The 26,083-nt window shown below is 34.1% G+C and carries 28 protein-coding genes; 22 read left to right on the top strand and 6 right to left on the bottom strand.

Annotated elements, in window-relative coordinates; genetic code table 11:
• Positions 1–13: 13 nt before the first annotated feature.
• The 10 genes from QM512_RS07570 to QM512_RS07525 all read left to right on the top strand — a co-directional run bounded on the left by QM512_RS07570 (position 14) and on the right by QM512_RS07525 (position 10,220).
• Positions 14–673 carry a metal ABC transporter ATP-binding protein gene (locus tag QM512_RS07570; protein WP_282805119.1) on the top strand — a complete coding sequence of 220 codons (660 nt, stop codon included), beginning with the start codon at positions 14–16 and terminating at the stop codon, positions 671–673.
• Positions 673–1,464, top strand: coding sequence for a metal ABC transporter permease (locus QM512_RS07565; RefSeq protein WP_282805118.1), 792 nt, complete (start codon positions 673–675; stop codon positions 1,462–1,464). The genes QM512_RS07570 and QM512_RS07565 overlap by 1 nt, the downstream gene beginning before the upstream one ends.
• Before the next feature lie 122 nt (positions 1,465–1,586).
• On the top strand, positions 1,587–3,098 hold the full coding sequence (locus QM512_RS07560; RefSeq protein ID WP_282805117.1) for an L-lactate permease: 1,512 nt from the start codon (positions 1,587–1,589) through the stop codon (positions 3,096–3,098).
• Between the two features lie 257 nt (positions 3,099–3,355).
• Positions 3,356–6,520 carry an SEC10/PgrA surface exclusion domain-containing protein gene (locus QM512_RS07555; RefSeq protein ID WP_282805116.1) on the top strand — a complete coding sequence of 1,055 codons (3,165 nt, stop codon included), beginning with the start codon at positions 3,356–3,358 and terminating at the stop codon, positions 6,518–6,520.
• Between the two features lie 85 nt (positions 6,521–6,605).
• Complete coding sequence (locus QM512_RS07550) at positions 6,606–7,274, top strand: hypothetical protein (RefSeq protein WP_282805115.1); 669 nt, start codon at positions 6,606–6,608, stop codon at positions 7,272–7,274.
• A 27-nt stretch (positions 7,275–7,301) separates the two neighbouring features.
• A complete protein-coding gene (locus tag QM512_RS07545; protein ID WP_282805114.1) occupies positions 7,302–8,006 on the top strand; it encodes a DUF6287 domain-containing protein in 705 nt (234 codons plus the stop codon).
• Positions 8,007–8,055: 49 nt separating this feature from the next.
• Positions 8,056–8,511 (top strand): hypothetical protein, encoded by a 456-nt coding sequence (locus QM512_RS07540; RefSeq protein ID WP_282805113.1) that lies wholly within the window; start codon positions 8,056–8,058, stop codon positions 8,509–8,511.
• Between the two features lie 15 nt (positions 8,512–8,526).
• Entirely contained in the window at positions 8,527–8,931 is a 405-nt protein-coding gene (locus QM512_RS07535) for a hypothetical protein (protein ID WP_282805112.1), read from the top strand.
• Positions 8,932–9,118: 187 nt separating this feature from the next.
• Positions 9,119–9,565, top strand: a complete 447-nt coding sequence (locus QM512_RS07530) for an SGNH/GDSL hydrolase family protein (RefSeq protein WP_282805111.1) — start codon at positions 9,119–9,121, stop codon at positions 9,563–9,565.
• A 127-nt stretch (positions 9,566–9,692) separates the two neighbouring features.
• Positions 9,693–10,220, top strand: coding sequence for an Rpn family recombination-promoting nuclease/putative transposase (locus QM512_RS07525; protein ID WP_282805110.1), 528 nt, complete (start codon positions 9,693–9,695; stop codon positions 10,218–10,220).
• 58 nt (positions 10,221–10,278) lie between these two features.
• On the opposite strand, the gene pepF is transcribed toward QM512_RS07525, so the two are convergent.
• Positions 10,279–12,090, bottom strand: coding sequence for an oligoendopeptidase F (pepF, locus tag QM512_RS07520; RefSeq protein ID WP_282805109.1), 1,812 nt, complete (start codon positions 12,088–12,090; stop codon positions 10,279–10,281).
• 163 nt (positions 12,091–12,253) lie between these two features.
• Between pepF and QM512_RS07515 the strand changes: the two genes are divergently transcribed.
• Positions 12,254–13,378 (top strand): LCP family glycopolymer transferase, encoded by a 1,125-nt coding sequence (locus QM512_RS07515; protein ID WP_257587671.1) that lies wholly within the window; start codon positions 12,254–12,256, stop codon positions 13,376–13,378.
• Positions 13,379–13,482: 104 nt separating this feature from the next.
• Here QM512_RS07515 and QM512_RS07510 read toward each other — a convergent pair whose 3' ends face one another.
• The gene (locus tag QM512_RS07510) at positions 13,483–13,752 is read right to left on the bottom strand and encodes a hypothetical protein (RefSeq protein WP_282805108.1); all 270 of its coding nucleotides are present in this window, start codon (positions 13,750–13,752) and stop codon (positions 13,483–13,485) included.
• A gap of 225 nt (positions 13,753–13,977) precedes the next feature.
• Here QM512_RS07510 and QM512_RS07505 point away from each other — a divergent pair, with 225 nt between their 5' ends.
• The 7 genes from QM512_RS07505 (at position 13,978) to QM512_RS07475 (ending at position 18,569) form a co-directional block, all read left to right on the top strand.
• Complete coding sequence (locus QM512_RS07505) at positions 13,978–14,382, top strand: hypothetical protein (protein ID WP_282805107.1); 405 nt, start codon at positions 13,978–13,980, stop codon at positions 14,380–14,382.
• The gene (locus QM512_RS07500) at positions 14,379–15,926 is read left to right on the top strand and encodes an ABC-F family ATP-binding cassette domain-containing protein (protein WP_282805106.1); all 1,548 of its coding nucleotides are present in this window, start codon (positions 14,379–14,381) and stop codon (positions 15,924–15,926) included. The genes QM512_RS07505 and QM512_RS07500 overlap by 4 nt, the downstream gene beginning before the upstream one ends.
• A gap of 17 nt (positions 15,927–15,943) precedes the next feature.
• Positions 15,944–16,726, top strand: a complete 783-nt coding sequence (locus QM512_RS07495) for a threonine/serine exporter family protein (protein ID WP_282805105.1) — start codon at positions 15,944–15,946, stop codon at positions 16,724–16,726.
• Positions 16,726–17,196 carry a threonine/serine exporter family protein gene (locus QM512_RS07490; protein ID WP_282805104.1) on the top strand — a complete coding sequence of 157 codons (471 nt, stop codon included), beginning with the start codon at positions 16,726–16,728 and terminating at the stop codon, positions 17,194–17,196. Before QM512_RS07495 ends, QM512_RS07490 begins: the two co-directional genes overlap by 1 nt.
• A gap of 229 nt (positions 17,197–17,425) precedes the next feature.
• Positions 17,426–17,677 (top strand): type II toxin-antitoxin system PemI/MazE family antitoxin, encoded by a 252-nt coding sequence (gene mazE, locus QM512_RS07485; protein ID WP_282805103.1) that lies wholly within the window; start codon positions 17,426–17,428, stop codon positions 17,675–17,677.
• On the top strand, positions 17,664–18,005 hold the full coding sequence (locus QM512_RS07480) for a type II toxin-antitoxin system PemK/MazF family toxin (RefSeq protein ID WP_282805102.1): 342 nt from the start codon (positions 17,664–17,666) through the stop codon (positions 18,003–18,005). Before mazE ends, QM512_RS07480 begins: the two co-directional genes overlap by 14 nt.
• Positions 18,006–18,080: 75 nt before the next feature.
• Positions 18,081–18,569, top strand: coding sequence for a hypothetical protein (locus tag QM512_RS07475; RefSeq protein WP_282805101.1), 489 nt, complete (start codon positions 18,081–18,083; stop codon positions 18,567–18,569).
• Positions 18,570–18,588: 19 nt separating this feature from the next.
• Here the strand turns inward: QM512_RS07475 and QM512_RS07470 are convergent, their stop codons facing one another.
• Entirely contained in the window at positions 18,589–19,530 is a 942-nt protein-coding gene (locus tag QM512_RS07470; RefSeq protein WP_282805100.1) for a ribonucleotide-diphosphate reductase subunit beta, read from the bottom strand.
• Positions 19,523–19,984, bottom strand: coding sequence for a class Ib ribonucleoside-diphosphate reductase assembly flavoprotein NrdI (gene nrdI / locus QM512_RS07465; RefSeq protein ID WP_282805099.1), 462 nt, complete (start codon positions 19,982–19,984; stop codon positions 19,523–19,525). Before nrdI ends, QM512_RS07470 begins: the two co-directional genes overlap by 8 nt.
• 143 nt (positions 19,985–20,127) lie before the next feature.
• On the opposite strand from nrdI, the gene QM512_RS07460 reads away from it, so the two are divergent.
• A complete protein-coding gene (locus QM512_RS07460) occupies positions 20,128–20,754 on the top strand; it encodes an LVIS_2131 family protein (RefSeq protein ID WP_282805098.1) in 627 nt (208 codons plus the stop codon).
• Positions 20,755–20,806: 52 nt separating this feature from the next.
• Here the strand turns inward: QM512_RS07460 and QM512_RS07455 are convergent, their stop codons facing one another.
• Positions 20,807–22,345, bottom strand: a complete 1,539-nt coding sequence (locus QM512_RS07455; RefSeq protein WP_282805097.1) for an O-antigen ligase family protein — start codon at positions 22,343–22,345, stop codon at positions 20,807–20,809.
• 42 nt (positions 22,346–22,387) lie between these two features.
• Complete coding sequence (locus tag QM512_RS07450) at positions 22,388–22,681, bottom strand: DUF2187 domain-containing protein (protein WP_282805096.1); 294 nt, start codon at positions 22,679–22,681, stop codon at positions 22,388–22,390.
• Positions 22,682–22,771: 90 nt separating this feature from the next.
• Here QM512_RS07450 and QM512_RS07445 point away from each other — a divergent pair, with 90 nt between their 5' ends.
• The 3 genes from QM512_RS07445 to QM512_RS07435 all read left to right on the top strand — a co-directional run bounded on the left by QM512_RS07445 (position 22,772) and on the right by QM512_RS07435 (position 26,064).
• Positions 22,772–23,329 carry a guanylate kinase gene (locus tag QM512_RS07445; protein ID WP_282805095.1) on the top strand — a complete coding sequence of 186 codons (558 nt, stop codon included), beginning with the start codon at positions 22,772–22,774 and terminating at the stop codon, positions 23,327–23,329.
• A gap of 194 nt (positions 23,330–23,523) precedes the next feature.
• On the top strand, positions 23,524–24,753 hold the full coding sequence (locus QM512_RS07440; RefSeq protein ID WP_282805094.1) for a C40 family peptidase: 1,230 nt from the start codon (positions 23,524–23,526) through the stop codon (positions 24,751–24,753).
• Positions 24,754–24,855: 102 nt separating this feature from the next.
• Positions 24,856–26,064, top strand: a complete 1,209-nt coding sequence (locus QM512_RS07435) for a L,D-transpeptidase family protein (protein WP_282805093.1) — start codon at positions 24,856–24,858, stop codon at positions 26,062–26,064.
• The last annotated feature ends 19 nt before the right edge of the window (positions 26,065–26,083 follow it).

Here is a 26,083-nt window from a genome sequence, read left to right as displayed (position 1 = left end):
GAGGAAGGGTGAGATGACTGATATATTAACTGTTAAAGACCTTGGGATGAAATTTGAAGATAAGGTGATTTTTAAAGATTTGAATTTTACCTTAGCTAAGGGGTCAATGACGGCTTTACTTGGTGCAAATGGTACGGGGAAAACAACCTTAATTAGAATTTTGATGGGGATGCTGCAACCAACAACGGGCTCATTTAAGTTTGCAGCTGATACTAAAGTTGGTTATGTACCTCAATTTAGAAATTTGGATGCGGACTATCCACTTTCAATTAGGGCATTTGTGGAGCTTAATACTCCCTTATTTAAGAATGCCCAGGTAAAGGCTAGAGTAAATCAGATATTAAAAGAAACTCATCTACTCGATATTCAAAATACCAGAATGGGTGAAGCTTCTGGTGGTCAAAAGCAGCGTGCATATTTAGCTCAGGCTCTATTAGATAAACCTGATTTTATTATCTTAGACGAGGCAACTGCTAGTTTAGACCCAGTTGCTAAAGAAGAATTAATGTCATTAATTAAGCACTTGAATGAAAAGCATGCAATGACTGTGTTATTTACAACTCATGATATTCCTTTAGCAAAGAAGTATATGAAGGACTATCTTTTGTTTAAAGACAAGGGCTTAGTAGCTGGTAAAATTAAGGATTTAACTGAGGAGGTGGGTGAAGAATAATGTTTGCATATGACTTTATGCGTTATGCATTTCTAGCTAGTACCTTTATTGCAATTACTTGTGGAATAGTTGGTGTATATGTTGTAGCTAGAGGATTTTCATTTCTAGCCCACACACTTTCAGAAATTGGGTTCGCTGGTGCTGCTTTTGCAGTCTGGATTGGCTGGGTTCCTCTATGGGGGATGGTTCTCTTTACCCTGCTTGGTTCAATTAGCGTTGGTGAATTATCAATGAGAAGCGACCAGAAGGAATCCGCAATTAGTGCAATTTCAGCCTTATTTATTGGATTAGGTGTGCTGTTTTTAGCGATTGCAGGTGGTAATAGTCGCTACGCCACTAACATCTTATTTGGATCAATTATTGGGGTTGATAAAGAGGGAGTTATTCAATTAGTTATCTTGTCTCTCTTTGTTTTAGCAATCATTTTCTTAGTTTTAAGACAATTGAACTATGATTCGTTTGATCATGTTGGAGCAATTAGCCACCATATTAATACTAGTTTAGTTTCAGTGGTATTCTTAATTGCCTTAGCTTTAGCTGTTTCAATTGGTGCACAAGTTGTTGGATCATTATTAGTATTTATTTTATTAACTTTGCCATCTTCAAGTGCCCGCTATTTAGGCAAAACAATTTCTTCTATGTTGTGTTGGTCAGTTGGAATTGCCTTATTTGGAGTTTGGGTTGGATTAGTTTTGGGATATGTAACTAATTTACCGGTGACTTTCTTTATTTCGATTATTGAAGTTGGAATTTATTTATTTGTTTACGGTGTACATGCTATTAAAAAATAATAGACTTGGTTAAAACCTACAAGAGCAGGAGTTGCTTTTGTAGGTTTTTTGTTTTTAAATTTCCTTAAAATGTGGAAAAAGGATAAAATTAAATAGTATTACTTTTTTAAATGAGGAAAACTATGTGGATAAATTTTTTATGGGCATTGATACCAATTCTATGGTTAATAATTTCTCTTGGAATAGTTGGTATGCCTGCTTCAAGAGCATGTACAATTGGATTAATTATTACAATTGCTGATGCTGTTTTAATGTTTAAACAACCCCTAATTAATACTCTTTCTGGTGCTTTAGAAGGTATTATAATGGGAATTTGGCCGATTATGTATGTAATTCTGGCGGCACTTTTTGTTTATCAGATTACAACTGAGTCGGGAAGTATGCAGACGATTGAAAAGTTATTATCGTCTATTACAACTGATAAAAGAATTCTAGTTTTAATAATTGCCTGGGGCTTTGGTGGTTTTCTTGAATCTATTGCTGGTTTTGGAACAGCAGTGGCAATCTGTGCCGGTATTTTGATTTCATTAGGTTTAGAGCCAATTCAAGCATCTGTAATTTGCTTAGTTGCTAATAGTACGGCAACAGCCTTTGGAGCAATTGGCTTGCCGGTTTTGACATTAGCTGAAGTGACTAATCTTAATGATGTGCAACTAGGCTTTATTGTAACTTTGCAATTGGTTATTTTGGTTATTTTAGTACCTTTTATCTTGGTAATTCTTACTGGTAAAAGTGTTAAAGCACTTAAAGGTATTGTCTTTATTACTTTAATGTCTGGGGTGGGAATGGCAATTCCGCAAGTTATTATTGCTAAGTTTACGGGTGCAGAACTTCCAGCTTTAGTTGGTTCATTGTTCTCAATTTTGATTACAGTGTGGCTCACGAAGCGAAAGACTGGTGCGGTAGAAGAAGTAGAAAATGAAAGTGTTAGCGAGATTATAAAGGCTTGCTCGCCTTTTATCTTAGTCTTTATTTTTGTTTTACTTGCTTCATCTCTTTGTCCACCTGTGAATAACTTCTTAACTAGTGTAACTACGCATTTACATGTTTATTTAGGAAAGAATCCAAATGATCTTCCGATTAACTGGCTTTCTTCTCCAGGAACATTAATTTTATTAGCTGGTTTAATTGGTGGAAAAATCCAGGGATTGAGCTTTAGCAAGATGTTCAAAGTTTTGGTTAATGTATTAAAGACAATTGGCATGACGACTATTACGGTGTGTGCAATTGTTGGTCTAGCTAAGGTAATGGTTTATGCAGGGATGACAAACGCTTTGGCTTTAGCTTTAGTAAGTTTGCTTGGCCCAGCTTATCCGTTATTTGCACCATTAATTGGAGCACTCGGGACATTCTTAACAGGGTCTGCTACTTCGGCTAATGTCTTGTTTGGTAATTTACAATACTCAGCTGCTCAATCTTTAGGTGTAAGCAAGTATTGGATTGTAGCGTCAAACATGACTGGTGCGACTGCAGGGATGCTATCACCGCAGAATATTGCAGTAGCTACTGGTGCGATTAATAAAGAAGGCTTAGAAGGAAAGATTTTGAAAGAAACTGTTAAGTGGGGAAGCTTATACTTGTTGATTACTTGTGTATTTCTTTATTTAGTTGGTTTGTTTGCTAAATTGGTGTAATTGCTTGTTTGTGTTGGTTGTAATTAAGAAAAATTGTTAGATTTTCTTTAGCTTTAAATGTATGTAATAAAATAAAAAAGTTCCTGATTTCACTTGATGAGATCAGGAACTTTTTTATTTGTTTAGAAATTTATGATTTATAAATTGTGGCATATTTGTGCAATTAATTGTGTAAAAGAACTTGACTAAAGTAAAAATGGGGGGGGGTAAACTAGCCTTGTATATGCCGTTATTTAATATACTTGGAGGATGTAAGAATGAGAAGAAGAACAACGATGTTAATGTCAGCATTGTTTGTAGCTGGTGCGTTTGCAATTAATGGTAATACTGCTAAAGCAGATACAGTAGTAAAGCAACCTGCTGATAAAATCCAAGACGATAGTAATGCAATTCAAGAAAGTAGTGCTAAGGATAAGGCAGAATTGCGCAAAGTACAAGAGGATTTAACTAATAAGCAGGCAGATAAAATTAAAGCTGAAGACTCTAAAAAAGAATTAACTGCGACTTTAGAACAAAAGCAAGCAACTGCTGAACAAGCCAAAAAAGCTTTAGATAAAGCAAAAGGTAACTTAGAAATTGCACAAGATGTTCAAAATAAATATGCTACTAAATATGATTCATCATTTGAAAATAATGTAAAATCTGCGCAAGTAGATAAAGATAATGCAGATAAAAATGAAAAAGATCTTGAAGATCAAGTACAAGATTCTAAAAATAAGCAAAATGATTTAATTGACCAAAAAAATACTGCTGATAGTGAAATTAAAGCTAATACTGAAACTTTAAATAAAGCTAATGAAGATTTAGCTAAAGTACAAGAAAATCAGATACAAGCTCAAAAGAATTTTGGTAATGTACAAAAACATTATGCACAAATTCAAGAAGAATATGAAGCTAAGAAATCTGCTACAAATAAAGCAACACAAGATTTAGAGCAAAATAAATCTGATTTAGCTAAAAGTCAAAAAGCACTATCTGATTTACAAACTAATAACAATGACTTAGATAAGGCTGTTAATAGTATTCAAAATAACTTGAGTACTGCAAATATTGAATTGACTAATACCCAAAGTAATTTGAGCGGTATTCAAACTAAGGCAAATGATATTCAAAAAAAAATAAATAATGTAAATATTAAATTAACAGAAGCAGTTGATAAAAGAGACGGTGCTAAAACAAAACTAGATAGTTATAATCAATCTTCATTTGTTGTGCCAGAAAATTATAAAAATACTTTTATTAAGTGGTTAGGTATTGACGGCGTCGATGGACTAGTAATAAAAGATGGCGGTGTCAAATTTAATTACAAGCAATATGAAAATGAAATGCGTCTAGTGTCTTCAGAGGGAGAAAAGTTAAATAACTTTAAGCACAATACACAAGATGAAAAACGTATGGTTAATGTTAATCACATGACTGAAAATGAAAAACTTGAACTTAATAAATTTAGCACTCGCTTGATTAACCAGATCCGCGTTCAGATGGGAAAAAAGCCTGTAAATTTAAATAGAAGTGCTATGGCTTTTGCTGATGAAATTGCTAAGAATTATATAAAAGATAGATTTATGATGGATGATCCTAAATATGATCGTTATCGGGGACATGATACTCCTGCAATTAGCTTAGCTGCCCAACAATATGGATTAGATCCTACGAAAAATTATTATGAAGATATGGCTGACTCATTTGTTGTGCCGAAAAATGCCAAAAATGCCGACGCCGTATCAATGAGTATGGATAAGTTAAAAGAAGGTATTTACAACGCCATTAAATTAATGATTTTCAGTCAGAAAGAATGGAATCATGCACAAGGTTTATTGACTATGGGATACATGTCTGACTACGACAAATGGGGTACTCACAAAAATCGGCCTATCTATGCCGGGATGAGTATGAGTATACAACCAGATAAATATGATGATGGAACTGGGCAAGACACTTATGAGGTATTATTCCACTTTATTGATGTTCCAGGGGATATTCAGACAAAAGATGGAGAGTTGAGTCTATTACCTCGATATATTGGTGACAAAAGTAAATTTGACACAGAGGATAATATTTCATTGGACCGTGCTGATAACTCCAAGGTGCAACAAGCTTATAATCAAGCTGCAGATGAAGTTAATAATTTAACTGCACAAAAGAACAACCTAAATAACCAGATTCAAAACATTAATGACCAAATTAAGAATAATCAACATATTATTAATGATTTAACGGTAAAAATTAGTAACTTATCTAATGAACTTGCAAAGGCTAAACAGCAAAAACATGAAGTTGAGGACAGCATTAATACTATTTCAAAGCATATTTCTGATTTAAAATCTTCTCAACCTGTATTGATACAAGCCCAGAATAAAGCTACCAACGATCTAAATGCATACCAACAAAAACATGCTGATGCAATTAAGGATTATTCAAAGGCTAAAACTCAATTAGATAAAGTAAATGATGATCTTAAATTAGCTAATAACAATAAAATTGGTGCTACTCAAAATCTCAAACAAGCTCAGGACAAATTGGGACAAATTAATAAAGAGTTAGATATTGTTAATACACAATTGACGGATTTAGAAGCAAAAGTATCAAGTGCAAAAAACTCTCAAATTGTTGCTAACGAAAATCTACTAAGAGCACAAACTGCTTTTAATAATTATTTAGCTGCTTATCAGGATGCTGACAATAAGCTGAAGAAAGCAAAAATAGATTTAGCAACTAAAGCTGAAGAATTTAAAAAAGCTAAGGGTAACTACGATACTGCTAATACTGATTATCAGACAACTAACAATCAAATTATTGAGCTAGATCGCCAAATTAGTAATCTTAAAAATGATATTAATGAAGCGCAAGCTAAAGTTACTAAATTAAGTGAAATTATTAAGACGAAAGAAAATAGTCAAAATAAAAACAACAAAGTTAACAAGATTGAAACAGTTGTTAACGGAAAATCGAATGTTCTTATCATTTCTAAGCATGATGATATAAAAGAACGTCCAATTAGTAATCTTAAAAATAATAGTAGTGAAAACGAAGATACTAAACTAAGTGACATCGTCAAAATTAATAAACAAAATAACTATAGTGAAAATAATAAGGTAGAGGTCACTGTTAATAGATCATCAAGTACTCCTATTCTTTCTAAGTACAATAGTATGAAAGGCAATCAAGCAAAGTTAAGTACTATTACAAATGAAAATAACAAATTTAATAATCAAGTAATTAATAGTAAGAACAATTCACAAGTCTCGAATTTTTCTAAACATGATCAAACAAGCAATGAAAAAGGTGTAACTACAAATAAAGTTAAATTGCCACAGACTAGTGAGAAACAAGGATTTTTTGCAAGTTTACTAGGTATGTTTCTTGCAACTTTAGGTCTAGGAATTTTTGGAGCAGACAGAAGTAGGGATCGGAAAGAGTAAGTGTATTTAGAATACAGGTAGTATTAAGTTTCACTTAGAAAACTTTCTACGTAAAAATTTTAATCAAAAGAGGGGATACAAATAAATGGATAGAAATGAATTATTAAACTACCTTCAAGAAAAAAGAAATGCAACAGCTGGTGTTGCAAATGCTCAAGCTAATTTATCATCAGCGAAGAGAAGTTTGAGTAATGCAGAAGATAAATGGCATAAAACAATTCTATGGGTTGGAGGATTTGGAATATGCGCCATGATTTTTGATATATTGAATAATTCTCTAAATGATATTTGGGGTGCGTTATTCGTATTAGCAATTGCAATTGGTTTGAAGTATTGGAAACAAGTTAACTATGTTAAACCAGCCGAAGGTGTTGTTGCTCAAAAAAGACAAGAGTTAAATGCTGAATACGATGCCCCTACGTATAAGCAAGGAATGAATGGTTTTCCAAAGAAGTTCTATAATTACGCTGATGTTTATCGTCTTTGGAACTTAGTTAATGAAAATCGTGCTACTACATTACAAGATGCATTTAATTTGCTTGAAACACAACAGTTCCAAGAAAGTCAAATGGAGATTCAGAAACAAATTAGAGCAGCTCAAGAAGATATTGCTAGAAATGCAAGAATTGCGGCAGAAGCCGCTGGAGCTGCTGCCGCAGCAGCTTCTCGTCCACGAAAGGTAGAAGTGAGTGGGACTGTTCGTCATACCGGTCATGTTACAAGTGACTCCCCTCGTATAATTGTTAAAAAATAAGGAATGGAAAATTTGAGGGAAAGAAACATGAAGAAAAGTATAAGTATAGCAACAGGATTATTAAGTTTATTATTACTAGCAGGTTGCAGTAACCAAAGTAAATCTAATTCAACTGCTTCTCAAGAAAGTAGTAAGAGTAGCGTAGTTTCAAGTAAGAAGAAAACTAGCAAAAAGAATGATTCAGATAGGATGGATGATGGTGCGAAAAGTAAATCAAGCTCTACAGAAAATTCTGAATCTTCTAGCTCAAGTAGCGAAAATAGCAACTCAAGTGAAAGCTCAAAGTCTAGTCAAAGTAGTACTAGTAGCACTAACAAAGTAGCTACTAAGAAAATGAATTTTGACCAAATTCAAAATGGTGACTACAGCAGTTTAGTTGGTAACTGGAAGTTAATTAAAGCCGTTGGTCAACATAAAGATGTAACTGACAGAACAGATTCTACTTTAACTATTACTCCGTCACTTTTAAAAACGAGCAGTATAGAATTATCAAAAGATGGGTTAACAGATAGTAATGATACACATCCGATTGAAGTTAAAAGAGTTGGAGACGCATTAAACATCTTGAATGCTGATGACCATGATTCTCAATATAACTGGAGTGTAACATTCTATCCAGCAAATTCACAAAGTGTTGTTATTGACGGTGAAAAACAAGCACCTGTTTCTAAAAATCTAATAGCTATTTGGGTAAGTAGTAATAACTATACTGAAGTTTTTGAAGAAGAATAATAATAACTGAAGTTTTTGAAGAAGAATAATAATAAAGGTAAGAAAATTAATGAAGGAAAAAATAAAGAGTAATAAACAAAATCTAATCGCTATTGCGGTTATTATAGTAATTGCATTAATAGGTATTATTCATGGAGTAGTCCATAAGCTTAACTATTTGAATTCTCACGATTTAAATGGAAATTATGTTTGTATAGTGAAACACGATGATCAGACGGAAAAATGGAGTTTTAAATTTAAAGATAATAAAACTTTTGTCTATACCGATAAATATAGGGATAAGGGGCAAAAGTATTGGGAAGTGGGAGTTCCTAAAGAGAAAGGAACATATCAGCTTTCGAAAGGTAAGTTAAAGCTTAAGAGTAAACGAATTAAGGCAGAAGGAAAACTTTCGGAAGACAGAAAAAGTTTTACTATAAGGAAAACAAAGAAGGAGCGTTCGTCGGTAATTACACCAGTCACAAGCCATTTAAGAACCGGATTAACTTTTAAAATTGATGAATAAGAAAAAGGATAAGAGATGGATTACGAAAATTTAAAAAAACATAAAAAGGGTTGGATTACTGGTGGAGTTATTCTTCTAATACTAATTATTTCCTTATTTGCCTGGAATAACTATAATGCTCATCGACTAGATGGAAGTTATAAGGGTACGGTAACTTTCTTATTTTGGAAAGAAAAAGTAGATATGAAGTTTTCAAGGAATAAGACTTTTACTTCTATTACTACATTGGAAGACGGAAGAAAGTCTAAAGAAAAAGGAACCTATGAAATTTCTGGCGATAAGTTAACTCTAAACTTTAAGGGAAAAGATTCTTTATACGGTAAATTAAAAGATAACCGGAAAAAGATAACGTTTACTTCTGGCGATAAAAATGTAGAAGACATATTGTGGAAAGGTGTGACACTGAGGAAAGATCAATAACTATTCTGCGTCATAAATAATATGAAAATGAGATGCAGATAGACTGAATATAGCTTACGCGCAAGCAGTTCCTAAAAAATCTGAGCAAAGAACTGGTTCTGATGAGCAAAATTCTAATAATTTAGAAGCTGCAACAATTATTGGTGATAGTGTAACTCTAGGTAGTCGGCAATATCTTTTAGACCATATGAAAAATGTTCAAATTGATGCCGAAGGTAATCGTACGATGGATAAGGCCTATAACGTATTAATAAATTTGCAAAATTCAGGACAACTATCTAAGAATGTTGTTATTTGTATTGGAACTAACTCTTTAGATGATTATCAAAAGCAGACTGAAAAGGTTATTCATGATTTGAAGCCAGGCCATCATCTAATCTTTATTACTCCACATGATGGTCATGCAGATTCTTCTTATAATTCGTATAAGCTTGCAGTATGGGAAAGAACGCTCCCTAATAAGTATAAATTTATTACAATTGGTGATTGGGATAAAGTGGCCCGGAAACACCAAAATCTATTTTCAGGAACTGATGGAACTCATTTTTGCGGACGAGATGATATAAGTAAGTTATACCTTGATTGTATTAAAGATGCTTTAGCTCGTTCAGAAAAGACGCCAGTCAAGAAGTAGAAAAATACATTGTTATTGCAAAATTGCAGTAATAATGTATTTTTTTGCTTTTCAAAAAAAAGCACCACTTTGCGTAATAAACATATGGGATTACTCCTCAAATATCTTTAGAGAGGATTTACTTCATATGGTTAAAAAGATTGGACCTTGGTTTGGGTTCACGGAAGATAAAGTTTTTGGGATGGTGAGGGAAAACAAGGATTTTTGCAAGTATTTGCTTGAAATCATTATTTCAGATTTAAAAATTAAAAAGATAGACTGGCTAGATAAGCAAGTTGAGATTAATAATCTTGAGCGTAAAAACGAGGCTAAAGAAGTTAGACTTGATGTTTTAGTCACAAACCATGAAGGACGTGTGTTTAATATCGAAATGCAGACAACAGACCAAGACGATATTGGTAGACGTATGCGTTACTATCTTTCAAGGATTGATTTACGCTATACTTTAAATAAGGGTAAGACCTATCGAAATTTGAAAGACGCCTGTATTCTTTTTCTCTGTAATTTTAAACCTAAGAAAGATGATAAATTTTATGACTCTTATCATATATATTTTGATCAGGATAGGGCGAAACTAATGGATAATGGCAGTACCTTGAAACTGATTTCTGATAAAGAGCTAGAAAAGATCGTCGCTATGTATAAAATAAAATAGCTAACGAAAAAGCTGGTAGATTTTATTTCTACCAGCTTTTTCTATTTAAATGTGAACCTTACTTTTCAGCGTTTAATTCATCTACAATTTTTTCAAATTCATTAAGACGCTTTTCAAAAGTATCAAAAGCATCCCTCAAGTAATCAGCCTTAGTCATATCAACGCCAGCTCGTTTCATAATTTCTGTTGGGTAATCCGAAGAACCTGATTTTAAGAAATTAATATAAGCATCACGTTCTTTGTCAGTGCCGTGAACAACTTTATTGGCAAGAGCAGTTGCAGCCGCAAAACCTGTTGCGTATTGGTAAACGTAGAAGTTGTAGTAGAAGTGAGGAATACGTGCCCATTCCATAGCAATTTCTCCACCAGGTTCTACGCTATCTCCATAATATCTTTGGTTTAAGTTGCCATAAAATTCATCAAGTACATCAGCAGTTAATGGTTGTCCATTAGCATCAGTTTCATGAATAAATTGTTCAAATTCCGCAAATTGAGTTTGACGGAAAAGAGTCCCCTTAAATGAATCAAGATAATGGTTCAAGACAAAAGCCCTAGTTTTAGGGTCAGTAATCTTGTCTAAGAAATACTCGGTTAAAATATTTTCGTTAGTAGTTGAAGCAATTTCAGCAACAAAAATTGGATAATCACCGTAGACGTAAGGTTGAGTGTTTCTTGTATACCAAGAGTGGACAGAGTGACCAGTTTCGTGAACTAGAGTATAGAGTGAATCAAGGTTATTTTCCCAGTTAAGTAGTTCGTATGGATCAGTATCGTAGGCACCACCTGAATATGCACCAGTTACTTTATTTTGACTTTCAACTATATCAATTACGCGGTTATTAAAAATGTAATCAACGTGCTTTAAATAGTCTTCTCCTAGTGGAGCTAAGGCCTTTCTAGCTTCTTCTTTTGCTTCGTTAAAGTTATAAGAAAGGACAGGTTCACCAGTTAACGGAACATACATATCGTACATTTGAAGATCTTTTAAGCCCAAAATTTTCTTTCTTAATGAAACGTAGCGGTGAAGTAAATTAAGGTGACTATTTACTTCTTTAATTAATGTGTCGTAAACGGTTGTTGGAACACCATTCTCACTTAAAGAAGCTTCTCTAGCTGAATTATATTTGTGTACTCGAGCATTAAAATTGTGAGCCTTTACCTCACCTGATAAAGTTGAAGCGAGACTGTTTTCAAACTGACCGTAGCTTGCGTACATTACGTCAAAGGCATTTTTACGAATATTACGGTCTTGAGATTGGATTAAAAGCGAATATAAGCCGTCAGATAATTGAACCATTTCGCCATCTTCGTCTTGTACATACCCATATTCCATATCAGAATTAGTTAAGACATTGAAGGTGTTAGCAGATGTACCCATTGCATCTCCGGCGTCAGCGATGATTTTTTCTTCATTTGCTGGTAGAGTATGAGGACGCTTTTGCGTAATTTGCTCAAGACGGTGCCGATAATTTTCTAAACGTGGTTCGTCTTGCATGAACGTGGCAAGTGTTTCTTCTGGAATAGATAAGATTTCAGGATCAACGAAAGCAATCGCAGCACTCATTTGGTTAGCTAAGCTTTGAGCTTTAGCCACTAAACCAAGGTAATGAGTATTTTTTGTATCGACGTCGCTTGACATTGTAGCGTAAACATACACCTTTTCAAGGCGTCGATTTACTGCTAGGATTTCTGTGATTCCTTCGTAAAGATTTTTACCAGACTTAGCTAGCATTCCTTTGAATTTATTTAGATTTTTGATTTCTTTAGCGACTTGATTATATTCTTGTTCCCATTCTTGATCGTTTTTAAAAACACGACTTAAGTCCCATTTGAGGTCATCAGATACTTCATTTCTTGTTGGAAGAGTCATATTTTTTCCTTCTTTCTGTGATACAAATTTTATTAATCACCATTATAGAACATTATTTCGCTTGCTAAAAAATAAAAATTTTTTAATAATGAAACTAATGCGCTTAACCAGTGATTTTTGTAATATGAAAAGGTAAGCAAATAGTCAGAGGAGTCAAAAATTAATGAGACCGGATGCACCTAATAAACCAAGTAAAAAACTGAAAAGAAATAACGTTTTTGCGGCGAATAAAAAAGACATTAAAGATGGAAATAGCTTTGCTCGTTTGGTAGGTCTCCTAACAATTTTGCTTGTATGCGGAAGCGTAGCTTATTTTGCTCATGCATATTTCTCTGCTATGAGTTCAGTACAGCAAGCTTATCGTGGAACTGGAAAAACTTCGCAGTTAATATCTCAGAAAAAGCCAATTTCGATTCTAATTCTTGGGGTTGATCAAGGAATTGAAGGTAGGCATGATCGTGGAAATTCCGATACGATGATTTTGTCGACAATGAATCCGCAAAAAAAAGAAGCAACAATGACATCAATTCCCCGTGACCTGTTAGCCGATATTAAGGGAGACGGAAGCGGAGAAGGAAAATATTATATGTTCCGGGTGAATTCAGCTTATCAAGTTGGTGGCAGTAAAGGAGCTACAAGAACAGTTAGTGCGCTTTTAAATACGCCGGTTAACTATTACATGGAAGTTAACATGAAGGCCTTAGAGAGCATGGTAGAAGCTCTAGGAGGGGTAGATGTGAATGTCCCATTTACATTTACTTACCACACCCATTTTAAGAAAGGAAAACAACATTTAAATGGTAAAGAAGCTTTAGACTATGTCCGGATGCGTAAGGAAGATCCACGAGGAGATTATGGCCGCCAGATGCGTCAAAGACAGGTAATTAACGATATTGTGCGTAAAGGAATGTCGGTTAATTCCATTACTAATTACCGTAAAATCCTCAAAGTCTTTGCCAAATATGTTAAAACTAACCTAACTTTTGATGATATGCTCTCAATTGCAATGAATTATCGGGGATGTACGCAAGACATTAAGAGTGGCTATATTCATGGACATAATGTCTGGATTGGAGCAGCTGCCATGCAGGTAGCCCCTACTAAGGAATTACAGCGAGTGTCAGACTTGGTTCGCTCTAGCTTAGGGTTAGAGAAAGAAAAACTGCGTAACCAAGAAACTAGACAGAACAGTTTGCAACAGGGATTAGACTGGGATGATCCTGAAGATTTTAGAAATTATGTAATTTACGATAAAAATTCAGATACTATTCCATGGGATGGAAATTAAGAAAAAAGCAACTAGCGAAGCGCTAGCTGCTTTTTTTAGTATATCTGTTGATGATTCTATCTTAGTGATTTTGGCTGCCAACTGCAACTCCTATCGTAAAAGTTTTAGTTGCTAAGTTGTGTATTAGGATTTTCGTGATTTAGTCTTTTTTCTTCAAATTTGATATCAGCTAATTTATTTTCTTTATCTTCTTGAAGTTGTTCTTCTTTGAACTTTTTGCTGAGAAGAGTTGGCTTAATTGTATTTTCAACTAGGCTTTTAGATACGTTAAAGTTAGTATCTTGATCAGCTGCCTGTGATGTAACTGAATTTGTAAGAAAACCAAAGCCTAATAATGCAATAAGTGCTACTGAAATTCCCTTCTTATGTGTCAAAGTGTTTACTCCTTTTAAGTCTAAATTTAATAATAATTGAATATGAATCGTGTTACACTAGTGGATATTTAAAAAGTCGTTTTTAATTTACTTAACAAACTGTATTATATAAGAGGATTATTGCAGTAAAATAAAACGAAATTTACATTTTTTTACAAAAAATTCAATTACGTAAATTGAATGTAATATTTGAAAAATCAGTGTAATAAAAAGGATGATGAAAAAATGAAGCAAACTAAGTATTTTCCAGTTGTTTATGGGGTAATTTCTGCACTTATTGCATTTATTGCAGTGTTTTTTATTGCGCAAAGAACCTTCCATTTATCTTTGCCAATGGCTACTTTAAGTGCTGGAGTTTTTGCGGCATTCTTTTATGTTCTTTCATATTTTAGAGGACACGCTTCCTATGAAATTAAAGCAATTGTTGCTAGGTATAACTTAACAGACCAAGAATTAGCTGAGATAACAGGCATGAAGGCAAGCGACTTCCCGATTTATCACAATAAACTTCAATTAATTATTCCAAAAAGGCAATGGCCAAGAGTATTAAATGCACTACAAGAATACGACCAAGAACAAAAAAGTAAGATAACCGATCAAGAAAACGAGCAAGATGAGAGGAAACAATGAGTTTACTAACAGTTAAAAATTTAAGCCAAACATTTATTGATAAAACTTTATATGAAGATGCAAATTTTGTTTTAAATAAAGAAGACCATATGGGGGTAACTGGTCAAAACGGAGTTGGAAAATCAACTTTAATTAAGATTTTAACTGGTGAAATTACCCAAGATGAAGGTGAAGTTAAATGGCAGAATAAACTTCACGTTGGTTATTTAGATCAATATGCCAAGCTTGAAGCAGGCATGGGAATTAAAGAGTTTTTACAGACGGCATTCAGTGATCTTTTTGCAAAAGAAAAAGAATTAAATAATCTTTATGTGAAATATGGCGAAAATGGGGATGAATCTCTCCTAGAAAAAGCTGGTAAGATTCAAACTTTACTAGAAGAAAAAGAATTTTACGATATTGATACTAAGATTGACCGAGTAGCGACAGGTTTAGGATTAGCTGATCTAGGTTATGATCGGGATGTATCAAAACTGTCTGGTGGACAACGGTCTAAATTGATTTTGGCTAAGCTGCTTTTACAAAATCCAGATGTTTTAGTCTTAGATGAACCAACTAACTATTTGGATGTTAACCATATTGATTGGTTGGCTGATTATTTGAATGATTTTGAGGGAGCTTTTATTGTAGTTTCTCACGACTATGATTTCCTAGGCCAAATTACAAACTGTATTATTGATATAGATTTTGGAACGATTACCCGTTATACAGGTGATTTAAAGCACGCTTTGCGTCAAAAGGAAGCTGATCGTGAAAGTTACTTAAAGGCATATGCGAACCAGCAAAGAAAAATAAAAAAAACTGAGGCATACATTAGAAAGAATAAGGCTGGATCGAGATCTAAGAGTGCCAAATCCCGTGAAAAACAACTTGCAAAGATGGATATTTTGACTCCACCACAAAATAATAAGAAAGCGCATGTCATCTTTCCATATGTTGATACAGCTTCAAATCTACTTCTACAAACTCAAGATTTAGTAATTGGTTATGATCAAGCTTTAGTCAAATCTGCCTTTAACTTTTCTGTTGGGAATGGTGAAAAAGTAGCAGTAACTGGATTTAACGGAATTGGAAAAACTACGCTTCTAAAAACCTTGTTAGGAAAATTGAAGCCAATTTATGGTAGTTTTGAATTATCTTCAACTGCTAAGCTTGGCTACTTCCAGCAGGATTTGGTTTGGCCAAATAAAAATATGACGCCTTTACAGTATTTACAAGAAGAATTTCCACGCCTACGTCCTAGAGAGTTGCGTCAGGCTTTAGCTCGAATGGGGTTAACTGCTCAGCAAGCAATGAGCCCTTTAAAGGAACTCTCTGGTGGAGAACAGGAAAAAGTGAAGTTAGCTAAGATGCAATTTGAGCCATCAAATTTACTATTTTTAGACGAGCCTACTAACCACTTGGATATCGCAACAAAAGATTCTTTACGTAAAGCAATTGTTGAATTTAAAGGTGGAGTAATTATTGTAAGCCACGAGCGAGATTTCTTTAGAGGAAATTGGGTTGATAAAACGATCGATATTGAAAAGATGAATAATGAATAGTATTTAGAGGATTAAAAATGGATAAAGAGCATGTGAGCCAAGATTATGTTGCTGAAGTGCTGGATACCTGTTTAAAAGCGGGCAGATTAATGATCGAAGGCGGTAGCGAAACTTATCGTGTTGAAGATACGATGATGAGAATAGCACGCAATGCTGGCATTGCTGGTGCTAGATGTTTTACAACTCCAACCGGAATATTTATGAGTTTGGGTGAGCATTCTTATACCCAGGTAACGCAAGTTAAGAAAAGAAATATTAACTTGGAATTAGTAGATCGAGTTAATGAACTATCACGTGAATTTGCGGCTAAGGAAATAAGCTTAAAGGAATTGCAAGAGCGATTGAAACAGATTTCAATTTCGATTCCTGACTTTCCAATTTGGCTTCAAATTATCGGGGCTGCAATTTTAAGTCCGACTTTAATGGTTTTGTTTATGGATGACTATGACTGGATTGATTTTCCAGCAGCTGCTGTGATTGGTGGATTATCATATGCTGTATATTTAGCCATTAAACGCTATACTAACATTCGTTTTTTAGCCGAAATGGTGACTGCAATTTTTATGGGAGTAATTACGATTATGGCTTGCAAAATCTTCCCTAAACTTGTAGTTGATAATATCTTGATTGGGTCTTTAATGACTCTTGTGCCTGGCGTAGCAATAACTAACGCCTTGCGCGATCTTTTTGGCGGTGACTTACTATCTGGTATGGCAAGAACGACTGAAGCAGTTTTAACGGCTATCGCTTTAGGCGGCGGAATTGGTATTGCCATTAAGTTATTATGGGGTGTGATGTAATGCCTTTTTGGTTAGAAATAGTAATTAATTTAGTATTTGCTTGGCTTGCCTCTGTAGGTTTTGGTCTAATTATTAATGTTCCACACCGTGCTTTAGTTTTATGTGGTATCAGTGGAAGTGCAGGTTGGATTTTATATTGGCTAGCGAATAAAATTGGCGTTGGTCGTTTAGGCTCTAATCTTCTAGGAGCACTTTGTGTCGGAATTTTAGGTTTGGTATTTGCTAGGATTAAGAAATGCCCTGTGACAGTTTTTAATATTCCTGGAGTTGTTCCACTTGTGCCCGGTGTGCCAGCTTATCAAGCAGTACGTGCGATGGTGGAGGGACAATTATCTGACGCCGAAGATTTAATCTTACGAGTAGCAATTGTAACAATTGCGATTGCGATGGGATTTATGCTGGCGCAGTTGATTGGAGAAATTCTTTTTAAGACGCGTAAGAATAGAAAAAATAAGAAAAATTTAGTATAATAATAATGCGACGAGTCGAGGAAAACGCGAGATGCGTTCTTTGACAGAGATCATCTAGACTTTAGAAGTCAAAGCACGGGAAGTGCTGATGATGGGCTACTTTGGCTGTGAAACAAAGACCCTGACATACTTTTGTATGTTTCTCGCAAAAAAGACTAGCTTTCTTTTGAAAGTTAGTCTTTTTTAGTACTACAATATTTTTGAAAGTAACTTAATGAGGTAAAAACTTATGAAAATATCTATTCATCATATTGTAACTCAAAAGGTCGGTAATTCAGTTGGCTTTTCACTTCCCGCTTCTTTTAAGGTTGAAGTGGGGACTGAGTATGCAATTCATCAAAAATCTGATGGAAGTTTGATCTTAATACCTAAAATTTCTAATCCTTATACCTCCGATGCTAAATTTGAAGATGTACCAGGACCAGAACGGGAAGCTTGGGAAAATTTGGCTATGGAGGAGTTGCGTCATGCCGAAGATTAAATTTAAACAAGGAGATATTGTGTGGGCAGATTTTTCACCTTCAGTTGGACAAGAAATGAAGGGGAAACATCCCGCTGTAGTAGTATCTTCTAATGCATATAATGAAAAAACAAATTACTTAATGGTTTGTCCCATTACTTCACATGGTAATCATTTTCCTACTTATTTAGATTTGTTAGGATATCGGATTCATGGCCGAGTAAATGCAGCGCAAATTCAAACTTTTTCTAGGATGCGTTTGCTAGATGAAAAACCTGCCGATCACCTTAGACCGGAAGATATGCTTAAGGTAATGGAATTACTTAGTTTTGCTTTGCAGTTTGATTGATCGAATTTTCAGTTGCATGAAGAAGATTTATTGAGTATCTTAGTAATGAAAAAGGATACATGAAGGAATTTTATCGTGAAAATTAAACAAGAAGAAATAACTAAAAAAATAGAAGATCAAGATTATTTGCAAGATCTTGAAACAATTAAATATAGTGAAATAACAAAGACAAAATTAAAAAAGATTGCGACTAAAATGATTAGTGAATCTGCTCAGGCATTTAAGCATGATTCATTGATTCAAACGCAACTTGCAATCAGTGGAAGAAGACCAATGACTTTTGCACTTGAGAGTAACATCATTAATCTTCCGTTTGCTAACTATAAAAAGATTAGCAATTTCTGTAATGATGAAGATGAATATGAAGTAAATATCTATTTTGAAACTATTTCTGAGTATGTAAATGTTTCTCACTTTAGAATCGATATTTTAGGTTCAAGTGATGAAATTGTAGCTGATCCAGAAAAGTACAGCGAGCTACTAGTTAAAGCAATTGAGGAAAAAATAGAATTTATTCGCAACTATCAAAAACCTGAAACAAAAGCTAAAACAGCAAAAAAATAAGGAGTTGAATTTCAACTCCTTATTTTTTTATTTCACGCATTTTAAGAATGGGATGTGCGTTTGTATAAAAGAAGAAATCTTCAATCATTGCACTTTCCATTAGACCTGTTGTAAGAATAGGATCTAGAATTTCGATATTTTCAGGATATTTTGGTTCCTGACCTAAGTTCATTAGTGCCTTGTTTAAAGTATAGCGAATGTAATGCTCTACTTTATCTTCTAGGCTGGTATGCTGATATAGAAGTTTTATATGATTGAGTTCGTTATCGTATAATTTATCACACAAATCATATACCCAGTGATGGATCTTATCTTGTTCTTCTTTAGATAATGTAAAAAAGTCCCGACGGAACTTAATTCCTGTGTAGATACCATTTAATGTGGTTATGCGAAGAGCATACTTTATTAATTCTGCAGTTCGCGGTAATTTATGTTGTCCAAACAAATAAAGTGGACCAAAAAATGATGAATGATAAAGGCCAGTTGAGAGAAAAACATGAGCTGCTTTTTTCTGAATGGGATTTCCAGATTGATAAACTGTATTAAACAGTTTCATTTTCTTTTGTAAATAAGGATTTTTACTTGCCCACTCAGATGCTTCTTTCTGTTCTTTAGAATTAGAAAATTCTGCTAGTGCATGACTATAGGCTTTATTATTAATCGACTCCAAATATTGCAATGCATTATATACAGCAGCTTCTTCAGAATTTTTGGCATCCTGCTTGATTTTGGAGAGTGCTACTTTCATTTGGAGAGTAGATGAAAGAGTTAAAGAACCAAAACTGTGCAAAAGCATAGTTTGTTCATTTTTAGGGAGGCGTGAAAATTCATCGCGGTCTTCGTGAATTGGAACACGGCGAGGTTCATAAACAATATCATTTAATCTCGCCCAAGCAGAACGATCTACTTGATCTTCGACAGCATTCCAGTTACTTGCTTTATAATAAGGTTTTTTATTCATTTTTCTGCCTGAAGTCACTTAAGAAACTAATATTGCTAAGAGATGGATTTTTAATTGGCAAATCCTTTTGCATGCCTCGTTCTTTTTTACGGGCTTCTTTAACAATTTGACGAACGTTTTTGACATCTGTCGAATTGCCACTAAGTTCAAGTAAATAAAGAATAGGCACGTGTAATGTAACTGAGATCTTTTTTGCAGTCTGAGCAAAGAGATCATTAAAGTTACGATTACCGCAGCCAATTAATCCTAAAAGGTTCTCTTTATTATCTTTATATGTTAAAAAATCAACAACGGAATCCATCATAAAATCCTGATATGACGGCAAAATCAAAATATATTTGTCGTTCATTTGATATTGAGGATGAGCATCCTCAATCCGATGTGCATCAAGGCCCGTTTTATTTATGAATCGTTGCGTTTGTCCTGTAATTGTATAAAAAGCTATTTTTACCATAGTTTTGCCTAACGCTATATACCAAAACTACCTTCTACATATTCAATTGTCGCGACTTTTTATCATAAAGTCAAATTAAAAAAAGTTTTAAAAACTATCATAAGTACCGTATACTTAACTTAAAGAAAAATGGAGGATTCTTTATGACACTCGGATGGAATATTTTAGGTATTTTGGCCTGGTTAATACTTGTTCTATACTTAATTTTTATTGTACAAAATATTCGTAAACGTCACCTAATGATGATTGTAAAAGATCGTAAACGATTTGAATGGAAGACTACTTTATTAGATATTTTAGAAGTTCTAGTTCTTTTATGTGGTGCGATCTATATGTTTAGCATCACTTTGTTTTACAATCCTAATTTAGAAAATAAAAAAGTTTTGTCTAGTCGAATTGACTATCAGCCATTAATTTTAACTGCAGGTAATAAACGGTCATATTATGTTACTGCTAGATCTGACAATAAAAAGACTCCAATTCAGACCTATACTTTTTATAGTAATGGAAATAGAGTAACTGTTAAGAGTAACTATGCAACAATTTCTGATGGCAAAAATCCGATGTCAGTGCAAGCAGCAGCCATTCCGTATTCAGCTAAGCAATTAAGTCAAGCGGATGGACGCTACCAGAATGCATATGTAGCTACCTATACTGCAACTTACAAGAAAAATTGGTACAACGGTTTAAGAATGCATGCAGGGAAAACTGCGACTAGATACTACTTGATTAGAGTACCGGATCGTACTTTTGTGAGAGAATTGAAATAATATCTGTATAGAAAAAGACCTTACTCCGAATTTAAATCGGGGTAAGGCCTTTTTAGGTTAAATTGTCTGCTAAATCTTTTGATTTTCGGCTATAGCGAATATTTTGTAATAAGAACCCTAAAATAAATGCCATTACTAAGGTTGCAGATAAATATTCAAGTACATTTCCTGCATAAAAAGCAGCAAAGAGAATAAAGCCAGTTGATAGCAATAGTGAAGAATTTAGAAAACTTCTTGACTTCTTATCCCGTAACCAATAAAAGATACCATAACCAAGGACAACTAAATAGATTCCTGTTAGCAAAATAGTTCCGAGTAATCCCATTGAGTAATACTGTGCTAAAAAGTCTCGCTCAAGTGGGGCAATATTATTTTCACGGCTAAAAGAAATACCAAACAGTTTATTTAGTTTATTTTTGTCGTTTTTCATTACGCGGCTTAGAATATCTTTTTCAAGCTGTCGATAATTCAGTCGTTCATTTGCTGGACTCTTCATAACTTCAAGCCAATAGTAAGGATCATTTTGATAAGAATAATGATCTAAAACCAGATCATGTTTTAAAGAATAGACCCAGTAATTTTTCTTGATGAACTTTTTGAGGTATTCTTCTTGCTTTTGTCCTTTGTACCTTTTTAGTTCTGCATTAAGTTCAGAATCAAGCTTTTTTTTGTCGCCAAGATTGCTTCTTTTCTTAGCTACGCCACTTTCAAGAGAAGAGCGTCTAAGTGTCGGACTATAAGGAAAAACAGCAGTAGAAGCTGCTAAAATGCAAATTAATGCAATCAAGAATTTAGCTGAGAACTTAGTATTTTTCAAAATTAAAGTATGAATTAAGAAGATAATTAAGAAAGTTACTAAGCTAATAATTAAACCAAAGTTTCCTACCTTTGTTCCGAGCATTAGCATTGCTAACGCTTGGGCACTTACTAAAATTATGTTTAAGAGATTGAACTCTTTGTAGAGAATATATAGCATAATCGGCATCAGCATAAACAAAATAGCCGACAAGGTATTAGCTTGATAGAAAATCCCTTTAGAAGCTAACGCATTAAAAGGATAGTCTGACTGACGAAACCAAGCAAAAATATTAGCACTAATTCGTTTAGCTTCACCGGTATGGTATGAGGTTAAAGAAAAGACGAATATATTTGAGAACACAATGGTTAGAGAATATAGGCCAGAAATTCCTTGAATTACTCTGAAGAAATACTTAGTCTTGAAATCACTATATGAGGTGATATAAATAACTATTAGAGGTAGACAACAGCGAACTAGGTAAAGAATTTCAACTATTGGTGAATAGTGAAAGCCAGTTGGATCTACTCCAGTAAAATTCCTAACCGAAATTAAATGGCAAATTGAATATAGGATTAAAATTGCAACATAAGTAATAATCCACCATTGTTTTCTAAATCTTTGCCAATTATTTTTGATGCTAAAGAATAAAATAATTGCAATAAAAACTCCTAAAACTCTCAAAATAGTAGGAATTGAGAATCTTAGAAGTGGAGGTCTAGATAACCAATAAATGTCCAAAAATGGCTGAATTAAAATGAACCAAAATAAGAATATTCGAAGCCGTTTTTTCATATGATTTTAGGTATCCTTGTTAAAACTAAAATTTATTTAGGCTTATTTTGCGTCTTTGGCTTTTTGGTCAGGTTCCACTTTAGAAATTTTGACATCGTTTGTTGCAGCAGTCTTTCCGCGTGCAGGCGATTTTACTTTCTTTAAGTTCTTAAAGTTAATAACCATTTTATTGTTTAATTCATTAACTGAAGATTCGTCTTCTGGATCGTATGAAGTAATAGCTAGCAAAGCAGAATTTTCGTAAATTTTTTCTACTTTTCCTTGAAAAGGATGCTTAAGCTCTTCTTCAGAAGTAGCAGCTAAAATTTGACCAATTTTTACGTCAGCTTTTTTCATTTAAAAAACTCCCTTTTCTGTACAGAAATGTTTTACAATAGTGAAATACTATTATATATAATAGTCGATTTCAAGCGGGAGAGTAATATTTTGCAAAGAATTATCATAATTGCTGGTCCAAGCGGTGTAGGAAAGACCACAGTCTCAAAATACTTAACAGAAAAATATAATATTCCTCGTGTAGTAACTCATACTACTAGGCCAATTAGACAGGGAGAAATTCCTGGCAAGTCATATTATTTTGAAAGTAATGAAAGCTTTAAGAAGTTGCACTTTTTTGAACATGTAAAGTATGGAGAATACCAATATGGTTCAAGCAAGGAAGCGTTAGAAAAGGCCTGGAAGAAGAATGATTTAGTCTCGTTAATCGTTGAAACAGATGGAGTTCAGTCTTATTTAGATAAATTGGGGAAGCAAGTATATTTTATTTATTTAACTGTTTCAGACTTTTCAGTTTTAAAGAAAAGATTACTAGCACGTGGAGACAAAGTAAGTGAAATTGATAAGAGATTAAATAGCTACGAATTTAAGCGTGATCTCCATTTGTCAGATGAACTATCTAAAAAAGCTCATGTATTGAATAACGATAACTGGAAAAAGACAGTCAAAGAGCTCGACAAAATCGTAAAAAAACTAGAAAATAATTAGGTTTTGAATATTGAAAAAGGCTGATAATAAGCTAAATGTAACGACAATGATTTAGCTTTGTAACAGGCTTGTAATATTAATGCCCTACAATAACCATTGTCAATTAAAAAAAGAGACACATAGCATAACTTTTTAGTTAATTAATGACGGCTATGTTGATAATTAAGAAAATGAATTTTATGGAGGAATAACCTTTGACTATCAAATCTAAAGTAATCAAACTTACTACTGCTGCTTCATTCGCTGTTGCAGGTATCGCAACTTTAAGTGCAGCTAAGTTAAACTCATTATCATTTAACAACACTGCACAAGCTTCAACTATCCAAGCTCCTGCAAAAGAAATTGGTGTTGTAAAGGTAAATTCTAAGACCGGTGAAAGTGTTGCCGTTTGGAACAGCTACGAAGACAGTAAGCAACAAACTGGTAAGTACTTACCACACGAATCAAGCTGGAAGACATACAAGAAAGTTAAGACTGTCAAGGGTGAAACTTGGTACAACTTAGGTGGAGATCAATGGATCTCAGCTGATGATGTCGAAGAAGAAGCTCCTATTGCAGTTACTGCTGATTTATCTGCTGTTAAGGCTGCTGTAAGCCAAGTTCCTGCAGCTAACGTTGCAAACAACAACGTTGCTGCTGATGCACAAACTGCTGTAGCTAACGTTAACAACGCACAACAAGCTACTGCTCCAGTAGCACAAGCTAACACTCAAGCAGCAACTACTAACAATGCATCTGTTGCAACTGCACCTGTACAAACTAATACTGCTGCAAACGTACAACAAGCTTCAGCATCTGTACAAGCTCCAGTAGCACAAAGTGCAAACAACACTGCTTCAACTAACACTCAAGTAGCTCCAGCACAAACTAACTACGTACAAACTAATACTGCAGTTAAGACTCAACAAGTATCAACTGCTTCAACTCAACAAGCAGCTAGCCGTCCAGCTACTACTTACAGTGCACCTGCACAAAACAACACTGCTGCTAAGCCAGCACAACAACAAACTCAACAAGCTTCAAGCCAAGCAGCAACTACTCAAACTGCTAAGCCACAAGCTTCAACTCAATCAAACAGCAGCACTGCTCAAACTGTAGTTAGCGCAGCACAATCACAAATTGGTAAGCCTTACGTATGGGGTGCAACTGGTCCTAACGCATACGATTGCTCTGGTTTAGTTCAATACGCATACAGCCAAGCTGGTAAGAACGTTGGACGTACTACTTACCAACAAGCTGGTGCAGGTCAACACATTTCAGTTAGCCAAGCACAAGCTGGTGACATCTTAATGTGGGGTGACTACCACGATGCTATTTACGTAGGTAACAACCAATACGTACACGCACCACAACCAGGTCAAAATGTAACTCAAGCTACTATCTCAAGTTACTTCATGCCAGATTACGCAATCCGCGTAAACTAATTATTTGAAATAAAGATAGTTATTTTAGAAGGCTAATCGTAAGATTAACCTTCTTTTTTATGTTATAATGAAAAGAAATTTTTTAGGAAACAGGTATTTTTAATGAGTAACAAAAATGTAGAAAAAAATACCCATCCCACAAATAACTATCGTAAGTGGCTAATAGGTATTTTAAGTGGCTTAGTAATTATTTTGATAGCTTGGTTAATTTTCGGACATATTCAATCGAAAAGGAATGCCGAAGCAGAAAAATTTAATGCCAGTCACTTTAATTCTAATGTTGTGATTTATGACGTTCCTGTTGGTAAACTGACTGTTAAAAAAGCAACTGCTAAAATAAATGAAAAAGCTAAAAATAGTGCAGTTTTAGAAGGTAGCGAGGTTGTTTTAAAGAAGACTGACGATAAAGTAATTACGAAGAAAAAAGTTCAATCTTACTTTGAAGAGCAGCATACTCGCTATCCAAGTCATAAAAAGTGGAACTTTGAAAATACTGCTTTATTGAAGGCAAAGGATAAACTGAATCAGATTAAAGATCGACAGGTGAAATATACTGTAAGTGGCAAATCATATGTATTCAAACGATCAGAAATCTTTCCAACTGTAGCTTATAAAAATAATCAATATGTATTTTCAGATACAAAAATCTTAGCAGATAAGATTAGTACCATTAATAAGGAAGTATCCACACTTCATAAGTCTTATGACTTCCAACTGCCAAATGGACAAGTTACAAAAGTAAAAAATGAAAGCTATGGATGGGCTATCGATGAGAAGAAATTAATTACAGCTGTTGAAAATGCGTTAGCTAATAATATTCAAAAGCTTAATGGTAAGAACTATATCTATGGTGAAGGTTTTAGTACTTATGGAACTGGTTATGGCCTAAGCAATAATGGGATTGGTAATAATTATGTTGTTGTTTCTTTAACTGATCAAAAGTTGTGGATATATAAGAATGGCAAATGTGTCGTTACATTAGATACGATTGTTACTGGAACAGTTGAAACCAAAATTGCTCATAATAATTTAGAAACACCTACGGGAGTTTGGTATATTCACTATAAGGAATCTCCAAGTGTCTTGAAGGGAACAAATGATGATGGCTCTAAGTACGCAGTTGATGTTAAATACTGGATGCCGTTTACCTTAACTGGGTGTGGTTTCCACGATAATAGTTGGCGTAAGAACTGGTCAAAGACTGCTTACTTGAATGATGGTTCTTATGGATGCGTGAACTTAAGACCTAGTGATGCTCCAAAGGTTTGGAACAATGTAGAGAAAAATGAAGCAGTAATTATCTATAAATAGTATGAAAAAAGAGTAGATT

It is taken from the genome of Lactobacillus isalae, assembly GCF_947539375.1.
GTDB classification, from domain to species: domain Bacteria; phylum Bacillota; class Bacilli; order Lactobacillales; family Lactobacillaceae; genus Lactobacillus; species Lactobacillus isalae.
This window is presented reverse-complemented; position numbering and strand designations above follow the sequence as displayed.